11 protein-coding genes and 5 pseudogenes are annotated in these 18,457 nt (G+C 34.7%); 10 read left to right on the top strand and 6 right to left on the bottom strand.

Annotated features, from left to right (window positions below; genetic code table 11):
* Positions 1-351 precede the first annotated feature (351 nt).
* The 3 genes and pseudogenes from ppdK (at position 352) to ABLV90_RS02755 (ending at position 4,361) form a co-directional block, all read left to right on the top strand.
* Positions 352-2,986: pseudogene (gene ppdK, locus ABLV90_RS02765) on the top strand (pyruvate, phosphate dikinase).
* Complete coding sequence (locus ABLV90_RS02760; RefSeq protein WP_427706047.1) at positions 2,979-3,794, top strand: pyruvate, water dikinase regulatory protein; 816 nt, start codon at positions 2,979-2,981, stop codon at positions 3,792-3,794. The pseudogene ppdK and the gene ABLV90_RS02760 overlap by 8 nt, the downstream one beginning before the upstream one ends.
* A 153-nt stretch (positions 3,795-3,947) precedes the next feature.
* Complete coding sequence (locus ABLV90_RS02755; protein WP_427706049.1) at positions 3,948-4,361, top strand: VOC family protein; 414 nt, start codon at positions 3,948-3,950, stop codon at positions 4,359-4,361.
* Between the two features lie 49 nt (positions 4,362-4,410).
* Here the strand turns inward: ABLV90_RS02755 and ABLV90_RS02750 are convergent, their stop codons facing one another.
* From ABLV90_RS02750 to ABLV90_RS02735, 4 genes are all read right to left on the bottom strand, one after another.
* Positions 4,411-4,923, bottom strand: coding sequence for a hypothetical protein (locus ABLV90_RS02750; protein WP_427706051.1), 513 nt, complete (start codon positions 4,921-4,923; stop codon positions 4,411-4,413).
* Complete coding sequence (locus ABLV90_RS02745) at positions 4,913-5,440, bottom strand: hypothetical protein (protein ID WP_427706053.1); 528 nt, start codon at positions 5,438-5,440, stop codon at positions 4,913-4,915. Before ABLV90_RS02745 ends, ABLV90_RS02750 begins: the two co-directional genes overlap by 11 nt.
* Positions 5,433-5,633, bottom strand: a complete 201-nt coding sequence (locus ABLV90_RS02740) for a helix-turn-helix transcriptional regulator (RefSeq protein WP_069816558.1) — start codon at positions 5,631-5,633, stop codon at positions 5,433-5,435. The genes ABLV90_RS02745 and ABLV90_RS02740 overlap by 8 nt, the downstream gene beginning before the upstream one ends.
* A 236-nt stretch (positions 5,634-5,869) precedes the next feature.
* Positions 5,870-6,415, bottom strand: coding sequence for a helix-turn-helix domain-containing protein (locus tag ABLV90_RS02735; protein ID WP_427706055.1), 546 nt, complete (start codon positions 6,413-6,415; stop codon positions 5,870-5,872).
* A gap of 84 nt (positions 6,416-6,499) precedes the next feature.
* Here ABLV90_RS02735 and ABLV90_RS02730 point away from each other — a divergent pair, with 84 nt between their 5' ends.
* From ABLV90_RS02730 to ABLV90_RS02705, 6 genes and pseudogenes are all read left to right on the top strand, one after another.
* Positions 6,500-7,693 (top strand): CynX/NimT family MFS transporter, encoded by a 1,194-nt coding sequence (locus ABLV90_RS02730; RefSeq protein WP_460872097.1) that lies wholly within the window; start codon positions 6,500-6,502, stop codon positions 7,691-7,693.
* Positions 7,694-7,920: 227 nt separating this feature from the next.
* A pseudogene (gene cls, locus ABLV90_RS02725) lies at positions 7,921-9,406 on the top strand (cardiolipin synthase).
* A gap of 175 nt (positions 9,407-9,581) precedes the next feature.
* Positions 9,582-10,967, top strand: coding sequence for a MocR-like transcriptional regulator GabR (locus ABLV90_RS02720; protein WP_427706061.1), 1,386 nt, complete (start codon positions 9,582-9,584; stop codon positions 10,965-10,967).
* 107 nt (positions 10,968-11,074) lie between these two features.
* A complete protein-coding gene (gene gabT, locus ABLV90_RS02715; RefSeq protein WP_460872096.1) occupies positions 11,075-12,391 on the top strand; it encodes a 4-aminobutyrate--2-oxoglutarate transaminase in 1,317 nt (438 codons plus the stop codon).
* 87 nt (positions 12,392-12,478) lie between these two features.
* Positions 12,479-13,860: pseudogene (locus ABLV90_RS02710) on the top strand (NAD-dependent succinate-semialdehyde dehydrogenase).
* Positions 13,861-14,025: 165 nt separating this feature from the next.
* Positions 14,026-15,409 (top strand): annotated as a pseudogene (locus ABLV90_RS02705) (APC family permease).
* A gap of 113 nt (positions 15,410-15,522) precedes the next feature.
* Here ABLV90_RS02705 and ABLV90_RS02700 read toward each other — a convergent pair.
* Positions 15,523-16,531: pseudogene (locus ABLV90_RS02700) on the bottom strand (PTS transporter subunit IIC).
* Positions 16,532-16,727: 196 nt separating this feature from the next.
* On the opposite strand from ABLV90_RS02700, the gene ABLV90_RS02695 reads away from it, so the two are divergent.
* Positions 16,728-17,291: a DUF488 family protein gene (locus tag ABLV90_RS02695; RefSeq protein WP_460872095.1), complete on the top strand. Its 564-nt coding sequence runs from the start codon at positions 16,728-16,730 to the stop codon at positions 17,289-17,291.
* 200 nt (positions 17,292-17,491) lie between these two features.
* On the opposite strand, the gene ABLV90_RS02690 is transcribed toward ABLV90_RS02695, so the two are convergent.
* Positions 17,492-18,382, bottom strand: coding sequence for a fructose bisphosphate aldolase (locus ABLV90_RS02690; protein WP_069816577.1), 891 nt, complete (start codon positions 18,380-18,382; stop codon positions 17,492-17,494).
* Positions 18,383-18,457: the final 75 nt, after the last annotated feature.

The following is an 18,457-nucleotide window of genomic DNA, read 5'->3' as shown; positions in this document are numbered from 1 at the left end:
ATGATTGATAGAAATATAACATTTCATTGATGGTGATATGAAAACTACCTATGAAGCGGGTACCTTATATTGTAGCATCATAGTTGCATAGTAAATTAAATGATATCTTACATTCAAATATGACGATAAACTGGTGAACATAAGAAGCTCCAAGCAATGCATTAATAATGATTGCTTGGGCTTTTTTTATGTTTTAAGCGACTAGCATGCGTTTAAATTGGATGAATTTGTAATAAAGAAAAAATAAATATATTTTCCAAATTTTCAAATATTATAGTTGTTTTTTGGGTTTTAATATGACATACTCAATAACAATTAGTATAACGTATTTAAAAATAGGGGTGATTTAGTATGACAAAATATATTTATGCATTTGACGAAGGTCAAAAATCAATGAAAGATTTACTAGGTGGCAAAGGGGCCAATTTAGCTGAAATGAAACGCTTAGGGCTACCTGTTCCAGATGGTTTCACACTTACAACTGAAGCTTGTATTGAATACTTGAAACATGGTTCTAAAGTGCCTCGAAGCATTATCAGAACAATTAAATAGTCAATTGGAAGCATTTTCTCAACGTACAGAAAAATCATTTTCATCTGAGGAGCAATTATTACTTGTTTCAGTACGTAGTGGAGCAAAAATATCTATGCCCGGTATGATGGACACAATTTTAAACTTAGGGCTAAATGATGATAATGTGAAAAAATTGGCAGCGAAAACAAATGATGCTCGTTTTGCTTATGACTGTTATCGTAGATTGTTACAAATGTTTGGTGAGGTTGTATATGGCATACCAATGAATGCATTTGATACATATTTTAATGCTTATAAAACGCAACATGATTATCAAAATGATGCTGATATTCCAGCAGAAGGGTTACAAGAAATTTGTGAACATTTTAAAGGTGTATATTTAGATGAAGTATACAAACCATTTCCACAAGCACCATTTGATCAACTAACAGAAGCAATTGAAGCAGTGTTCAAATCGTGGGATAACGACCGTGCTCGAGTTTATCGTGAATTAAATGAAATTCCACATGATATAGGTACTGCAGTTAATATTCAAGAAATGGTATTTGGCAATAGTGGCGAACGCAGTGGAACAGGTGTTGCGTTTACACGTAATCCTGTCACTGGAGAAGCGAAATTATTTGGAGAATATTTATTAAATGCACAAGGTGAAGATGTAGTAGCCGGTATACGTACACCTAAAGATATTGAATCGTTAAAAGATCAAATGCCACATGTACATCAACAATTTGTAGATGTATCGCAACGCTTAGAGACACATTATAAAGATATGCAAGATATAGAATTCACGATTGAGAATGAACAACTCTATATTTTACAAACGCGTAATGGTAAACGTACAGCAAATGCGGCAATTCACATTGCAGTAGATTTAGTTGAAGAAGGTGTAATTACAAAAGAAGAAGCTGTGATGAATGTCGAAGTAAAATCGATTGATCAATTATTGCATCCAAATTTTGATAAAACAGCACTCGAACACGCTTCAGTTATTTCTAAATTAGGATTGCCGACCAGTCCGGGTGCAGCGAGTGGAAAAATTGTCTTTTCAGCAGAAACAGCTAAAATGCAATTTGAACAAGGTGAAAGGGTTATTTTAATGCGCCCTGAAACCTCCCCTGAAGACATTGAAGGTATGGTCGCAAGTGAAGCAATTGTAACGACGCATGGCGGAATGACTTCTCATGCGGCAGTTGTTGCACGTGGTATGGGTAAATGCTGTGTTACAGGTTGCTCAGATTTAGAAATTAATGTTGTCGATAAAGTTGTAAATTATCCTGGTGGCACATTGCATGAAGGCGATATGATATCTGTTGATGGCGCTCAAGGAGATATCTATGTTGGAGAAGTTGAAACAATGAAAGCAGAAAGAAGTGAGGCTTTCGAACAGTTTATGGAATGGTCTGATGGTGTAGCAAGATTAGATGTACGTATGAATGCGGAAACACCTCAAGATATTCAAGCTGGCTATCAATTTGGGTCAAAAGGCATTGGGCTTGTACGTACAGAGCATATGTTCTTTGGACCTGAACGTCTCATTGAAATGCGCCGTTTCATTCTCTCAGATACACAAGATAAACGTATCGCGGCTTTAAATGAAATTAAACAATATCAAACAGCAGATTTTGAAGAAATATTAAAACTATCTGGAGAACGTCCGACAATTATTCGTTTGTTGGATCCACCACTACATGAATTTTTACCAAAATCAACGGAAGAAAAATCATCTGTTGTCGGGCAATTAAATGTATCAGTAAAAACATTAGAACAATATATAGAAAATTTAAACGAAGTGAATCCAATGCTCGGTCATAGAGGTTGTCGTTTAGCTATTACTTACCCTGAACTCTATGTGATGCAAGTAGAAGCGATTATGGAAAGTGCATTAAGATTAAAAGCACAAGGTATTGATTGCCAACCAGAAATCATGATACCGCTTGTTTCAACAGTTGCAGAATTTACGACATTAAAGACACAAATTACTGAACGTATTGAATCATTACAGCAAGAAGCGGGAGAATCTGTAAATTACCTCATAGGTACAATGATTGAAACACCGCGTGCTTGTCTAATTGCAGGAGACTTAGCAAAAGAATGTGATTTCTTTAGCTTTGGTACGAATGATTTAACACAGTTAACATTTGGTTTTTCACGTGATGATGCTGGGAAATTTATTGGTGCATATTCTGAACAAGGCATCTTAGATATTGATCCTTTCCAAACATTAGATGTAGAAGGGGTAGGACAATTAGTTAAAGTAGCAACGGAACAAGCGAAAGCCGCAAATCCAACACTTAAGATTGGAGTGTGTGGTGAACTTGGCGGTGACCATAAATCAATACAATACTTTAATAATTTAGATATCGATTATGTCTCATGCTCTCCATATAGAGTTCCAGGCGCATTGCTTTCTACTGCACAAAGTGAAGTTGAAGGTGGTCGATTACGTGTTTAATGATACACAGACACCACAACTCACTTTGTTCGTGGTATCAGATTCAATTGGTGAAACTGCACAACGCATGATTCATGCCACGTTAACTCAGTTTCCAGAAGTATCACAAATAGAGATTAAGAAATTTCCATTTATTAAAAGTGAAACAGAATTAATCAATGTTTTGAAACGAGCAAAAGAACGTAGGGCAGTCGTCGTTACGACGTTAGTGAACCCAGAATTTAATATAGTAGGTCAAAAGTATGCACAAAATGAACAAATACCTTATGTCGACTATATGTCAGATTTAATAGGGATTATTCAGCAACTTACGAATTGTTCACCTAGTCATGAAAGTGGCGCTTTACGCAAATTGGATGAAAACTATTTTAAAAGAATTGAAGCGATGGAATACTCAGTGAAATACGATGATGGTAAACATTTTACTGATATCGGCGAAGCAGATGCGCTCATCGTTGGGGTTTCTCGAACATCAAAGACACCTTTGAGCATGTATTTAGCGAATAAGGGTTATAAAGTAGCGAATATTCCTTTAGTGCCAGAAGTTGATATACCAGATGAAGTCTTTAAATATAAGAAGTTGAAAGTATTTGGTCTAACTGCTAGTCCTAATTACATTTTGAATATTCGTAATGAACGTGTAAAAGTTTTAGGATTACATGGACCTACAAATTACAATAGTATTGAACGTATCAGACAAGAACTCGTATATGCGGAAGAAATTTTTGAAAAATTAAACGCGACGGTGATTAATACAGAATATAAATCTATTGAAGAATCTGCATTTTATATTGAAAAATTCTTGTAATAATATCTAATATTCTAGATTTTATAATCGTGTTTCAAAGATCATGAAATATTTAAGACCTAAGGCAGTGTCTGTTTATAAAAAGTGGCGACTAGTTATGTGCGAGAATGGGTACAGTTAAAGTGATATAAAATTTTAATAAGGAGTGTCACTATGCTCAAAACAGTAATACCTTACTTGTTTTTTAACGGCACGTGTAAAGAGGCGTTAGGTTTTTACAGTGAAATATTAGGCGGAACAGCTAAAGGAATGATGACTTATGGTGAAGCGAATGAGGCAGTTGCAGATGATCCAAATAGAATTATTCATAGTCAACTAGAGGTAGATGGTCAATTATTTATGCTGTCTGATATACCTAAAGATGATGAGGCTATGTTACAAGATCGCAATGTTTATATCGTGTTAGAATTTGAAAATGAATCGGACATTGAAGATGCTTATAACAGTCTTAAAGAGGGTGGAGAGGTACAGATGGAACTAGCAGATATGTTCTGGGGTGCCAAGTACGCTAAACTTGTAGATAAATATGATATTGGTTGGGATTTAAGTTATACATTTCCATCATAATAAAACTAAAGAACCACGTGCTCAATTATGAGTACGTGGTCCTTTAGTTTTATTTATCCATATAAGCACGTGTAACCTTTCTACGACCAAGGGTATAAACAAATAAACCAGCTATAATGCCACATCCAATAGAAATGAATAGGTTAATCAGCATATCGGATTTCTCAGGAACACCACTATGTATAATAAAGGGTAGAATATATTGATTAAAGTTTGCAATCAAGAACATCATAACAGCAAAAATATAACTCCCATTACGCACTTTCTTCATTTCTTTTGTCCATGCTTCCTCTGAATAAGCCTCTACTTCATCTATTTTTTTGCTTCTAATAGCGATGGTCATAATTAGAGATAGTATCATAATTAAAGCAAAACCTAACATGCCTATGATAGGTATACGGTGTAAGTAAAATTCTATCCATATATCTGCTATAGAAATAATCATGATGCCCCAAAATAACCACATGAAATATTTGGCATATTCATGAAGTAATTGTTGTCTTTCATATTCATCAGTAAACCTGAAGTTAGGAATTAAATGAAGTAACTTGTTATTTTCCATCATACGTCTCCTTTTGATCAATAAGTTTTACACGTGAATCTTTAGCAATCGTGAATACTGCAATAACGATTACAGGGAAAAATGTATTTAAGTCAGTTAGACGTTCCATATTTAATGCATTTCCTGCAAGCATTGGAGCAATGACTGAGTTAACGAGTAATATATAAGTTATTGCTACAATAAGAAATATAATTCTCTTGTTACGTGAATTTTTTAATGTTCGATGGTACGTTTCTTTGTCAGTTACTTCTATTGAAATAGCATCTGCTGCAAAATGACTCATAGACATTCTGCATGCCAATATAATTATAAATATGATACCGCCTATACTAAAAGGTGAAATAAACGAACGCTCAATATCAAAAAATATAGATAAGTAAAGTAAAGCTAAGAATATGTATAGTGAAATAATTGAAAGTTTAGCAAGCAATTTGTCAATTTCATGTCTTTGATATTCATCAGGAGCGTTCATTGTTCCCGCAAAGCTTTGATAGAGGCTTTTATCTTTGTTATTCATTATTATCATCCTCCCAAAACAAGTCGTTTAAGGTGACACCTAACGCTTTAGCAATCTTTATACATAAATTAAGCGAGGGATTATATTTATCGTTTTCAATCATATTAATGGTTTGGCGTGATACTTCTACTGAACGTGCAAGCGTGAGTTGTGAAATATCTTTAGCAGTACGAAAGCTTTTAACTTTATTCATAATAGATTTACTACCCTTCTTTAGTGTCAAATATATATTACATGTACAATATATCTGACATAAAAGTATGTGTCAAATATACACGACACTTCAAGTTATTTAAGATTATGAAATCTTTATGATGAAACGCCTAAGGAATCAACACGAGTCTAAAATATTTTGAATACAAAATGAGCCATTAGATTTCTGCTAGGAGATTAATGGCTCATAATATTATGATGATTAAAGTGAATGGTTTATTGATAATGAATCGTTGCGGTAAATACAACAGGTTCATCAGTTAGATTAAAGTAACGATGAGGCACGTCACTATTGAAGCGGAAGGCTTGATTACTATTGATTGTATACATTGTTGTATCGACTTCTATTTTTAACTGGCCTTTGTTAACAATAATATATTCTTCAGACTCAGTATGGTGAGGTTCAGAAAGCATCTTGCCTCCTGCTTGTATCTCCATTTTAAACATTTCAAATTTTTTATTATCGTCGTAAGGAAAATAAGGATAAATAGCTATTTGTTCATCGATGATAGGGATGATATCTGATTCATCAATAAAGTCAACGCTATCATTATTCATCGCGGTTAATTGAGACAACGATAAATGTAACCCATTTGCGATTTTCCATAACGTTGTAATCGTTGGATTAGAAGTGCCTTTTTCAATTTGGCTCAGCATGTTTTTACTCACACCAGTTGCAGTTGCAACCTTATCTAAACTGAGGTTGTGTTTTTTTCGGTAGTCAGATAAATTTCTGGCTACTATATTCTGAATATTATACAAGTGAATCCTCCTATTTACAATATAACGTACATATCGTACCATATATTGTGTTGTTTTAAAATAAAGTGAGCAAGGCGGTACAATATGGAAAAGTATAGAACCACAAAACCATTTAATTGGTTATTATTTATAGGAATCTTATTGGTAGGGGCTAACTTAAGAGCGCCGATCACATCTATTGGTGTTGCGTTACCTGACATTAAGATGGATTTAGCGATGTCTAATAGTGCGGTCAGTGTCATAACAGTTGTGCCATTATTGGCATTCTCTGTGATTTCATTATTTGTCGCTCGAACAAGTAATAAAATGGGATTAGAAAAAACAATTTTCTTAGCACTTTGTTTAATCTTTATTGGTGTCCTTGTCAGATCAATTACGGACATTTCATGGTTATATATAGGAACAGTGCTGATAGGTATTGGTATCGGGTTTGGTAATGTACTGGCACCAACAATGATTAAGGCGAAATTCCCACTACATATCGGTATTATGACAGGTTACTATACCGTTGTAATGAATGTGTTTGGTGGCTTATCCTCATATGGAACAGCGCCTTTAGTAAAGGCATTTAACTATAATATTGCTATCAGTGTTATAGGAATCATCACACTGATAACAATCATTATATGGTCATTTCAATTAAAAGGAACACAAGAAACTGCAACAGCTTTACCTCGGAAAAGTGTAAATGTGTGGAAATCTCCATTAGCATGGCAAATTACGATACTCATGGGAGGACAATCACTTATATTCTATTCATTGATTAATTGGCTGCCGACTTATTTATCTCATAGTGGCATGTCTATTAATGAGGCAGGCGCATATTTATCTATAATGCAGATAGCCATTATTCCATTTACTTTCATTACACCTATATTTGCAACTAAAATGAAATCGCAATTCTTATTAACCTTTATTACAGGGATATGTTTTATTGTGGGTGTGACAATTATGCTAGTTGTGCCACATCTAGCAATCATTTCTACTATTTTAATTGGCGTTGCGGGTGGTCTCGCGTTTGGCTTAGTGAATACATTCTTTAGTTTAAGAACGGAGCATATTCAAACATCAGCAAAGCTTTCTGGGATGGCTCAGGCAGTAGGCTATCTTGTTGCGGCAATAGGTCCGTTATTATTTGGTATCTTGCATGATATGACCGGTGAATGGACTGCTTCTCTAAGTATTTTATTAATTACTGCGATTGTTATAACATTGTTCGGCTCACAAGCGGGACGTAACCGTACAATTGAACAATCAAGCACAATCAAAAATAAATAGTTCGAAAATAAGGTGGCATATATTTCATAAATTAAATGAAATATATTTAAAATGGTAAAAATACTCATAATAGAATATAATTGAAATGATTATATCTATTGAAATATTCTTTGTTGAACGTTATTATTTATGACATTCAATTTATATGAGAATAAAATGAAAAGTTTAATACAACAGTTAATTTTTAAATAACAATTTTTATAAAAGTGAAGTAGTGGGGTGATTTTATGCAATTAATGTTTGATACAGGTATAAGTCCAATATTTAGAGGCGTGCTAATCTTCTTCTATCTGATTAATATTGTGTTAGCTTTCCTTATCGTATTTTTAGACAGAGATAGAAGAGATGCGACTGCAACTTGGGCATGGCTATTCTTATTATTCGTTATGCCGATTTTAGGATTTATTGTATATATATTTTTTGGGCGTGCAGTTAGGAAAAAACGCGAACGTGGGTTTGAACATAATCAAATTGAAGACGGTTTGAAAAGGTTACAGTCTCAACTTCAAGATGATACAAACAGAATTAGTGATTCGAAAAATGCTATTGTAAGAAAGCACGCAGACCTTGCTAATGCGTTGTTAACTAAAGAACAATCTTTTTTAAGTAATAATAATAATATCGATATTTATACAGATGGTCATGATTTGTATGACCAAATGAAAAAAGATTTACGCAATGCTAAGCGCTATATTCATATGGAATATTACGTTTTGAAATTAGACGGCTTAGGTACTGAAATTATTGAAATATTAGAAGAAAAAGCCGCAGAAGGTTTAGAGGTCAAACTACTTTATGATGCGGTGGGTTCTAAATCGGTACATAATTCTAATTTTAAAAAGTTTCAGTCAGAGGGCGGACAAGTCGAAGCATTTTTCAAATCTAAAGTCCCTTTTATAAATTTTAGAGTAAATAACCGAAATCACCGTAAAATTGTAATTATTGATGGACAGACAGGTTATGTAGGTGGTTTCAACATAGGTGACGAATATTTAGGTTTAAACAAGAAGTTTGGCTATTGGAGAGATACGCACTTAAGAGTGAGAGGCGACGGTGTGGATGCGTTGCAATTGAGTTTTATACATGATTGGAACTCGCAAGCTAAACGTGAACAGCTAGAGTATAACGAAAAATATTTCCCAGACAATGCCTATCAAGGTGGCAACGTGTCTATGCAACTGGTCGCCAGTGCGCCGAGTGATAATTGGCATCAAATTGAATTTGGATATATGAAGATGATTATGAATGCTAAAAAATCTATTTATATGCACACTCCTTATTTTATACCGGATAAAGGTTTTATTAATGCCTTGCGTATTGCCGCGAAATCAGGCGTCGAGGTTCATTTGATTATACCATGTAAACCTGATCATATATTTGTATATTGGGCGACAATCACAAGCGTGGCACAGCTAATTAAAGATGGTGTGAAAGTGTACACATATGAAGATGGGTTTATCCATTCTAAAATGATCATGATTGATGAAGAAGTATCGAGCGTGGGTACTGCAAATATGGACGTCCGTAGCTTTGAATTAAACTTTGAAATTAATGCGTTTATGTATGACACACAAATCGCGGAACAATTAAAAGCGAGCATTCATTGAAGATCTTAAAGTTTCAAAAGAACTCACAGAAGAACGTTACGAACAGCGTTCACATTGGATTAAGTTTAAGCAGTCTATTGCTAAATTAGCATCTCCAATTTTATAAGATTTGATTCTAATGTTTGATAATTCCTTACGTAAAATCAATACCAACAGCGGTAGTTAACCTAATGGTGGCTACCGTTGTTTTTTAAATCAAAATAGAAAAATGATTTCATTAGTATAGTAGACTGAATCACGTGTATAATAAACGAATTATAATATAGCGAAGGGGTGTAATTATGCAACGGGACACAGAACAATATATCTATAGACAGTTATATAATCGCTTAAAAGATGATATACTCGCATTCAAATATGAAAGTCATGAAAAAATCCCTTCAAAAAGAGATATGGCAAAGCATCTTAATGTGAGTGTGAACAGTGTGAAATCAGCCTACGAGCAGTTATTAGCTGAAGGTTACATTTATACAAAGGAACGAAAAGGTTATTTTATAGAACCGTTAGATAAATTAATTATAGACCCTGACGCTCAGATTTCATTAGATGGTCACGAGCAAACAACTCGAACTACATTTGATTACTCTTTTTCCCATATGAGTACAGATATATCAGAATTTCCAGTGGATACATGGGCAAAGTTAACAAAGCGTGTATTCCAAGATTATGATTATTATTTATCGACCATTCCGCATGTGAAAGGCCCAATAGAACTTAGACAATCTATTGCGAAACTCGTGTCATATCAAAGAGGAATCCAATGTCATCCTGAACAAATCGTTATAGGATCAGGAACGAATACTTTATTGATGCAGTTAATTCAATTAATGGAAAAAAACGTAACGATTGCTGTAGAAAATCCTGGTTATTCCCGTTTTAGAACATTACTTAATCAAACCAATACATCAACCACAGCAATAGAATTAGATCATAAAGGTATATCTATAGACCAACTCAAACAAGCGCAACCTAATGCTGTTATCGTAACACCATCTCATCAGTTTCCTATGGGTACTATTATGCCTGTCTCAAGACGAATCGATTTATTAAACTGGGCAAGCCAAACGCATAGTTATGTTATAGAAGATGACTACGATAGTGAGTTTAAGTATGAAACAGACAATATACCGTCATTGTTTAGTTTTGATAAAAATGACAGTGTGATTTACTTGGGCACTTTTTCCAAAACATTAATGCCAGGTTTACGTATGAGTTATATGATTTTACCATCAAAATTGATTAAGCAGTTTGAATTACAAAATGACAATATGATACCAGACTTTTCTATGTTGAATGCATTAACACTCAATTTAATGATTAAAGAAGGGCATTACGAAAAATATATTAAAAAAATGCATCAACTATATGGAAAAAGAAGATCTCTATTAATCGAACATTTAGAAAATGTTTTTAAAGATGATATTCAAATAAAAGATACACGTGCAGGTTTACACTTCATCATAGAAGTAACTTCTCCTTATACATATGCAGAAATTGAAACACGTGCAAAAGTACAAAAATTAGAACTCTATACCATAAAACGCTTTTCCGTAAAAACATTTCAAAAGAATGAAGCAGTTAAAATATTAATAATTGGTTTCTCGAAAATTGAACAATCACAGATACCTGAAGCTGTAAATCGTTTGAAACAAGTTCTTTCTGACTAAACTGGTACCATTAGTTTGTTCAAACTGGGTCTTTACATAAGACCAATAATGACTTAAATTTCTAGACAACCATAAATCTTTTTTAATAAGCATGAGGAGGTTTTTTTATGTCAGATCAATTTGAGTATTTTAAAGAAAAAAGAGAAAAATATGTAGCACGTGGTGTGAGTAACGGAAATTTGCATGTTGCAGATAAAGCACAAGGCGCAACAATTACTGATGTAGAGGGTCGTACATTTATTGATTTTGTTGGTGCTATTGGTACGCTTAATGTCGGTCATACGCATCCAGAAATTACTAAACATTTAAAAGAAAAGCTAGATAAATTCATACATCCTGGCTTTAATGTCATGATGTATGAAAGTTACCTTAACCTAGCACAGAAATTAACAGAGATTACGCCAGGTGAATTTGCTAAAAAAGCTATTTTACTAAACTCTGGTGCTGAAGCAGTAGAAAATGCAGTGAAAATTGCTCGGAAATATACAGGAAGACAAGCAGTTGTATCATTTGTACGTGGTTTTCACGGTCGTACAAATTTAACAATGTCTATGACAAGTAAAGTGAAACCTTATAAATATGGATTCGGTCCATTTGCGCCTGAAGTTTATCAAGCACCTTATCCTAATATTTCTGAAAAATCTGAAGAATTAACGGAAGAGGCATATGTAGATCAAGTGATTCATAAATTACATGACTTCTTCATTGAAACTGTAGATCCAAGTGATGTTGCATGTATTGTCATGGAACCCGTACAAGGTGAAGGCGGATTTATTATTCCTGATCAAAAGTTTGTTGATACAGTAAAACAAATTTGTGAAGACAATGGTATCGTTTTTGTTGTAGATGAAATACAAACGGGTTTTGCAAGAACAGGTAAAACCTTTGCAATTGAACATTTTGGTATTGAACCAGACTTAATCACAGTTTCTAAATCACTTGCTGCTGGATTTCCTTTAAGTGGCGTAGTAGGTAAAGCAGAAATTATTGATAGTGCGGCACCAGGAGAATTAGGGGGCACGTATGCAGGTAATCCATTAGCTTGTGAAGCTGCGTTAAAAGTAATCGATATTATAGAGCAAGAGCAATTAAATGATAAAGCAGAACAGCTTGGCCATAACATTGAAGAATATTTGGAAGAACTCAGTCAGTCACACAAGCAGATCGCACAGATTCGTCGACTAGGTGCTATGGTCGCTTTTGAAGTTGTAGATGCTGAAACAGGTTTACCGGATAAAGCACTAACAGGTAAAATCACACAAATTGCAAATGACAAAGGCTTATTGTTATTATCTGCAGGAATTAAAGGTAATGTTATACGCTTCTTACCGCCATTGGTAATAACCGATGCAGAACTTAACCAAGGCTTAAACATTTTAACGCATGTATTTGATGAAGTGACTTCAAATTATAGCGTCTCTTAACGAATGAAGTTCATTTTCAAAATATTAAAGGGTATAAGTTAATGATAGACATGGAGTATAAAACGTTTTTTATAAGGAGTGAAGGATATGGAACAGTTAGAAGTATATAATCCAGCAACGAATGAAGTAGTTAAACGTTTAGATTACACGACGCATGAGGAGATTGATGCGCAGATAGGCCGCGCTCATCAAGCCTTTCAAGAATGGAAAAATGTAGATGCACATGAACGTGTTGGTAAATTAAACCAATGGGCTACACTTATAGATGAACACCAAGATGAACTTGCACGTCTGATCACCCTTGAGGGTGGTAAACCTTTGGCTGAAGCTCAAGGGGAAGTAGCTTATGCAAATTCTTATGTGAAATGGTATGCGGAAGAAGCGAAACGTGTCTATGGGCGTACAATTCCAGCTCATACACCTTCAAAGAAAATGGTTATAGATAAATTTCCAGTTGGTGTGGTTGGAGCAATTACACCTTGGAATTTTCCGGCAGCAATGATTACGCGTAAAATGGCACCAGCTTTAGCGACAGGATGTACAATTATTTGTAAACCAGCAGTGAAGACACCATTAACTACAATCAAATTAGTAGAACTTGCACATGAAGCGGGTATTCCGAAAGATGCGATATCTTATATTATTGCATCAGGTAAAGATGCTTGGTGATATATTTACTGGCCATGGCCAAATTAATAAAATAACGTTTACTGGATCAACAGCTGTTGGTAAAACATTAATTGAACAATCAGCACAAACGGTTAAAAATGTAACGATGGAACTTGGAGGTCTTGCACCGTTTATTGTACATAATGATGCAGATATTGAAGCGACCGTTGATGGGACGATTGCTTCTAAGTTCAGAAATGCTGGACAAACATGTATATGTGCAAACCGTATCTTTGTACATAAAGATATAGCGGAACAATATACAGCAAGACTAACTGAAAAAGTACATGCACTCACAGTAGGTGATGGTTTAGAGGAGAAAGTTAAAATAGGTCCACTAATAGATCACAATGCTGTCGAGAAAGTGTTAACACATATTACGGATGCACAAGACAAAGGTGGTAAATTATCTCGTAGTTTAGAAGAAATCCAAGCATTAGGTGGTAATTTCTTAAAACCAGTAGTAATTTCTAATGTAGATTTGAACATGAAAGTGATGCATGAAGAAACATTTGGACCTGTGGCACCAATCATGACGTATGAAGATTTAGATGAAGTGATAGACATTGCAAATGATACTGAATTTGGGTTGGCTTCATATTTCTTCACAAATAATTATCGTACTGGATTGAAACTATTTAATGAATTAGAGTACGGCGTCATTGGATGGAACGACGGTGGTCCTTCTGCGAGCACATGCACCTTTTGGTGGTTTGAAAGAAAGTGGCTATGGTCGAGAAGGCGGCACAGAAGGAATTGAACCATATTTAGAAACTAAATATCTATCAATAGAAACTTAGCAGATGAGTTTGATTTTCAACAATTACAATATGAAATGATTTAAAAGTAAACAAAGTGCGGAAATAAAGTGATTGCAAGGTTGGAATTATCGTAATTAATTAGATGTTATTTCAGCCTTGATATATCACTTTTTGAAATTTGATGAATGATATGGGGTATGTTCAATGAAATCAGAATTTAATAAATCTATGAGTATTGTTGATGTCTTGTTTCTTGCTATCGGCGCCATGCTTGGATGGGGATGGGTCGTATTATCAGGAGAATGGGTTTCAACAGCAGGTTTTGTAGGAAGTATTATTGCATTTTTAATAGGTGGATTTTTAGTTATCGTGATAGGACTTACATATGCAGAGTTAGCTGCGGCAATTCCTGAAACAGGGGGAGGATTTGTTTTTGTGAAAAAAGCCTTTTCTCCGGGAATTGCTTTTATATCCGGCTGGTCGGTACTTTTTGGCTATGTCTCTGTAATAACATTCGAAGCGGTTGCTTTGCCAACTGTGATAGATTATGTGATTCCGTTTCAGCATCAAGGGTTATTGTGGAATATCGCAGGATGGGATGTTTATCTAACATGGGTACTCATCGGTTCTGTAGGAAGCATCATCTTAACATCACTTAATTACTTCGGCGTTAAGCCAGCAGCGATTATGCAAACAGTATTTACGATATTTATCGTTGGAGTAGGGTTGCTACTTGTGTTTGGTGCAGGGTTTAATGGTAACTTTAATAATTTACAACCTTTTGAAAATGGTGTTGGTGGTACAATGTCTGTCTTAATGATGATTCCCTTCTTGTTTGTGGGATTTGACGTCATACCGCAAATAGCTGAAGAAGTAAAAGCACCGGCTAAAAAAATTGGTGGTATTTTAATATTTTCTATTATTGCGTCAGTCATATTTTATTTATTAATTGTTTTTGGTGTATCCACAGGATTATCTCCACAAGCGCTGACGACAAGTAGCTTAGCAACAGCTGATGCGATGGTCAATTTATTCGGTCATAGTGGTTTCGGTATCTTACTCGTGCTTGGTGGGGTAGCCGGTATTATTACGAGTTGGAATGCTTTCATTATTGGTGGTAGTAGAATCTTATATGCTATGGCAAAAAATAAGATGATTCCTCAATGGTTTGCTTTTATTCATCCGAAGTTTAAAACACCTACACACGGTATTTTATTCTTAGGTGTACTTGCATTTGTTGCACCATTATTAGGTAGACCAAGCACTTCAGTGGATTGTTAATGCAGGTGGCATAGGTGTTGTATTAGGTTATTTACTCGTGGCTATTTCATTCCTTAAGTTACGAAAAACACAGCCAGAGTTAGAACGCCCTTACCGTATTAAGAATGGTAAAGCAGTCGGCATAATTGCAATTGTATTAAGTGTGTTATTCTTAATCATATACTTGCCTGGCATGCCATCATCATTGGCTTGGCCATCAGAATGGTTGATTGTCTTAGTTTGGTATTTCATTGCATTTGTGCTCTATTTTACGCAAAAGAAAAATGTTGTGAGTAGTGAGCAAGTACCAGTACAAGAAGATAGGTAATATTATTTTAATATATGATAAATACAAATAAGCAGCCCAAATATAAAATTTGGGCTGCTTATTTGTGCACGCTTTTCCCGTAAGATTTGGACAAAACCACTGCTATTTAAAAATTAACTAGCGATATGGATAAGTTGATCCCCAGGTTTAATCCATTGCTTATTGAAACATAGTTTATAAAGTGAAAAACTGATTGCTGCGGGTAAGAGGATGTGGAATACAAGGATTAACAACCAGACTTGCGGCGAACCGCCCATTGTATTGATTGTCATAATTTGTCCGATGAATCCACTTGTTCCCATACCGCGCCAGCAGCATTATTCGTCATAGGGAACAATGTTGTCATGATAGGCGCAACAATTGCACTCGCAAGCGTTGGCGGTAAGAGTATCATAGGGTGCTTAATAATATTTGGAACTTGTAACATGCTTGTACCAATCCCCATAGATAATATACCTCCCCAGCCATTGTCTTTAAAGCCATTGACTGCAAACCCAACCATTTGAGCTGCGCAACCAATTGTCGCCGCGCCAGCAGACTAAACCACTTAAATCAAGCATCAGCGCAAGTGCGGCGCTAGAAATAGGTGCTGTTAAAGCTAAACCAAAGATGACTGCTACGAGAATCCCCATTATAAATGGTTGTTGGTCAGTAGCGACTGTTAATGATTTTGCCCAATCCAGTCATAAATTGATTGAGCGCTGGACCAAAACTTTTCGCAATGAAACCCCCAATAATAATTGTTAGTAAGGGTGTTACAATAATATCGATTTTTGTTTTGCCCGCATATAATCTACTCAGTTCAACTACGATTAAAGTAGCAATATATGCCCCCACAGGACCACCTTCAAAAGTGGTATAACCCAATGTTCCTACAATAACACATGAAAAAATAACGAGTGGTTTTGCACCTAATCCATATGCAATTGCAACACCTATCGCCGCACCTGTCACAGACATGGCGACCTTACCAATTTCAGTTAAAAATGATAGATCTAATTGAGGCAGTAATGTTTGACTACCTATTGTATCCAAAATTAACCCGATAATTAATGACCCAAATAACCCTAAAGCCATAAAACTGAGTGCTTCTATGACCCACCTATGTAAATAATTCTTCATTTTAGTCCCCTTAATCTTTAAATAAAGTTATTTTATAAATTAAATTTAGTATATAGATATTTTTCAATGATGGCTAGTATATTTTAAGAATTAGTTTATAGTCAATATACCTTAAAATTAAATAAATGAGATTATAAAAATTCAATTAGGTTATATAGTATAAATACAGGATGTATCAACGGTAAGGGGGATTAGAATGTCGAAAATATATACGATAGGTCACGCGAATCACTCAGAACAACAATTTATAGATATGCTTCAACAATTTAATATAGAGGTCATTGTGGATATACGTGCATTTAGAGGCAGTAAACGCAATCCTCAATTTAATGAAGACAATATAAGACAATGGCTTACTGAAGCAAATATTGAATATCAGTATAATACGTTGTTAGGTGGTAGAAGAAAAGCCTCTGAAAGTGTAGGTAGAACAATTAATCAAGCTTGGAATAATGAGTCTTTCCATAATTATGCTGATTATACTTTGACAGTGGATTTTCAAGAAGGAATCAAAGCATTAGAAGTATTAGGGCATTCAAAACGTGTAGCTTACATGTGTTCTGAACCACATCCAGCGCGATGTCACAGATTAATTGTGAGTAATTGGCTAGTCGCTCACGAATGGTCTGTACATCATATTATGCTTGATAACCAACAACAAATTATTCAGCAACAACATGAATTAGGACAATGGGGTGCTTTGCCTATTATAGAAGATGATGGATATATTGTTTATCCTGAAGTTGAAAAAGGTAATTAGGATGTTATTGGTTATTACATACCATAGGCACTGCTTGAACTTATAATCTCAAATCACCTCACATTTTAGTAAGAGTATGACATAAAAAAGCAGTTCTCTACATTTTGAGTAGAAAACTGCTTTTATTAGTTCACTGAGGTATTCAAATCTCAAGCGCTTTGCTTTTCCTGGGAAATAAATAATGTGTAGGAATTATTTATTTAGGCTTTATTGACTGAAGCGTCATAAATAGATTCGATTGTTTCACCTAAGATTTTATCAAATTCTTCATCTGATTGGTTTACATTTAAATCATTAATAAGTGCACGAGAGAAGCTAGCAATTAAATCTTTGTTTTGTTTAAGGACTTCATTTGCATGTTCTCTACTGTATCCGCCTGATAGTGCAACAACACGTACAACATTAGCATGGTCAATAAGTGTTTGATATTGGTTAGCTTTTGTAGGGATAGATAATTTTAACATTACAAGTTGATCATCGTTTAATTTGTTTAGTTCTTCTAAGATTGAGTCAGTTAAATATGCTTCAATTTCTTCTTTGTTTTCAGCATTAATATTAACTTCTGGTTCAATGATTGGAACTAATCCAGCAGAGATAATTTGTTTAGCAACATCAAATTGTTGTTTTACAACTAAATCAATACCATCTTTATTAAGTTCTAAAATATTAGAACGCATTTTTGTACCAAAAATTTTGTGTTCGTTGGCACGACTTAATAAAGCATCTAAATCTGGCATAGGTTTCATTAATTGAACGCCATCTTTTTGTTCGTCTAAGCCTTTATCAACTTTTAAGAAGGGAACAACGCCTTTATCAGCTAAGTAATCTCCAGTATGTTTACCGTCTACTTCGCGATCCATCGTTTGTTCGAAAAGAATTGCACCAATAATTTTATCAGCGCTGAATGAAGGTGATGATACAATACGTGTACGCATGTCATGAACGAGTTTGAACATTTCATCTTCGCTATCGTATTGATCTTCAGTAACGCCGTAATCTTTAAGCGCTTTTGGTGTACTACCACCACTTTGATCTAATGCGGCAATGAAACCTTTACCATTTTTCACTTTATCAAATTGTTCTTTATTCATTCTTACCACTCCTTTTACTGTATTCTCTTTTAGTATGATAAAAATTGAAGCATAACGCAAGTTCAAGGCACTTAA

Origin of the sequence: Staphylococcus sp. 2S1, assembly GCF_046721335.1 — a bacterium.
Lineage (GTDB): Bacteria > Bacillota > Bacilli > Staphylococcales > Staphylococcaceae > Staphylococcus > Staphylococcus equorum_A.
This window is presented reverse-complemented; position numbering and strand designations above follow the sequence as displayed.

Excerpts from the sequence above, each read along its gene's own strand:
- ABLV90_RS02730 (WP_460872097.1), top strand. The coding sequence starts at position 6,500 with ATGGAAAAGTATAGAACCACAAAACCATTTAATTGGTTATTATTTATA.
- ABLV90_RS02740 (WP_069816558.1), bottom strand. The coding sequence starts at position 5,633 with ATGAATAAAGTTAAAAGCTTTCGTACTGCTAAAGATATTTCACAACTC.
- ABLV90_RS02720 (WP_427706061.1), top strand. The coding sequence starts at position 9,582 with ATGCAACGGGACACAGAACAATATATCTATAGACAGTTATATAATCGC.
- ABLV90_RS02750 (WP_427706051.1), bottom strand. The coding sequence starts at position 4,923 with ATGGAAAATAACAAGTTACTTCATTTAATTCCTAACTTCAGGTTTACT.
- gabT (WP_460872096.1), top strand. The coding sequence starts at position 11,075 with ATGTCAGATCAATTTGAGTATTTTAAAGAAAAAAGAGAAAAATATGTA.
- ABLV90_RS02745 (WP_427706053.1), bottom strand. The coding sequence starts at position 5,440 with ATGAATAACAAAGATAAAAGCCTCTATCAAAGCTTTGCGGGAACAATG.
- ABLV90_RS02755 (WP_427706049.1), top strand. The coding sequence starts at position 3,948 with ATGCTCAAAACAGTAATACCTTACTTGTTTTTTAACGGCACGTGTAAA.
- ABLV90_RS02695 (WP_460872095.1), top strand. The coding sequence starts at position 16,728 with ATGTCGAAAATATATACGATAGGTCACGCGAATCACTCAGAACAACAA.
- ABLV90_RS02690 (WP_069816577.1), bottom strand. The coding sequence starts at position 18,382 with ATGAATAAAGAACAATTTGATAAAGTGAAAAATGGTAAAGGTTTCATT.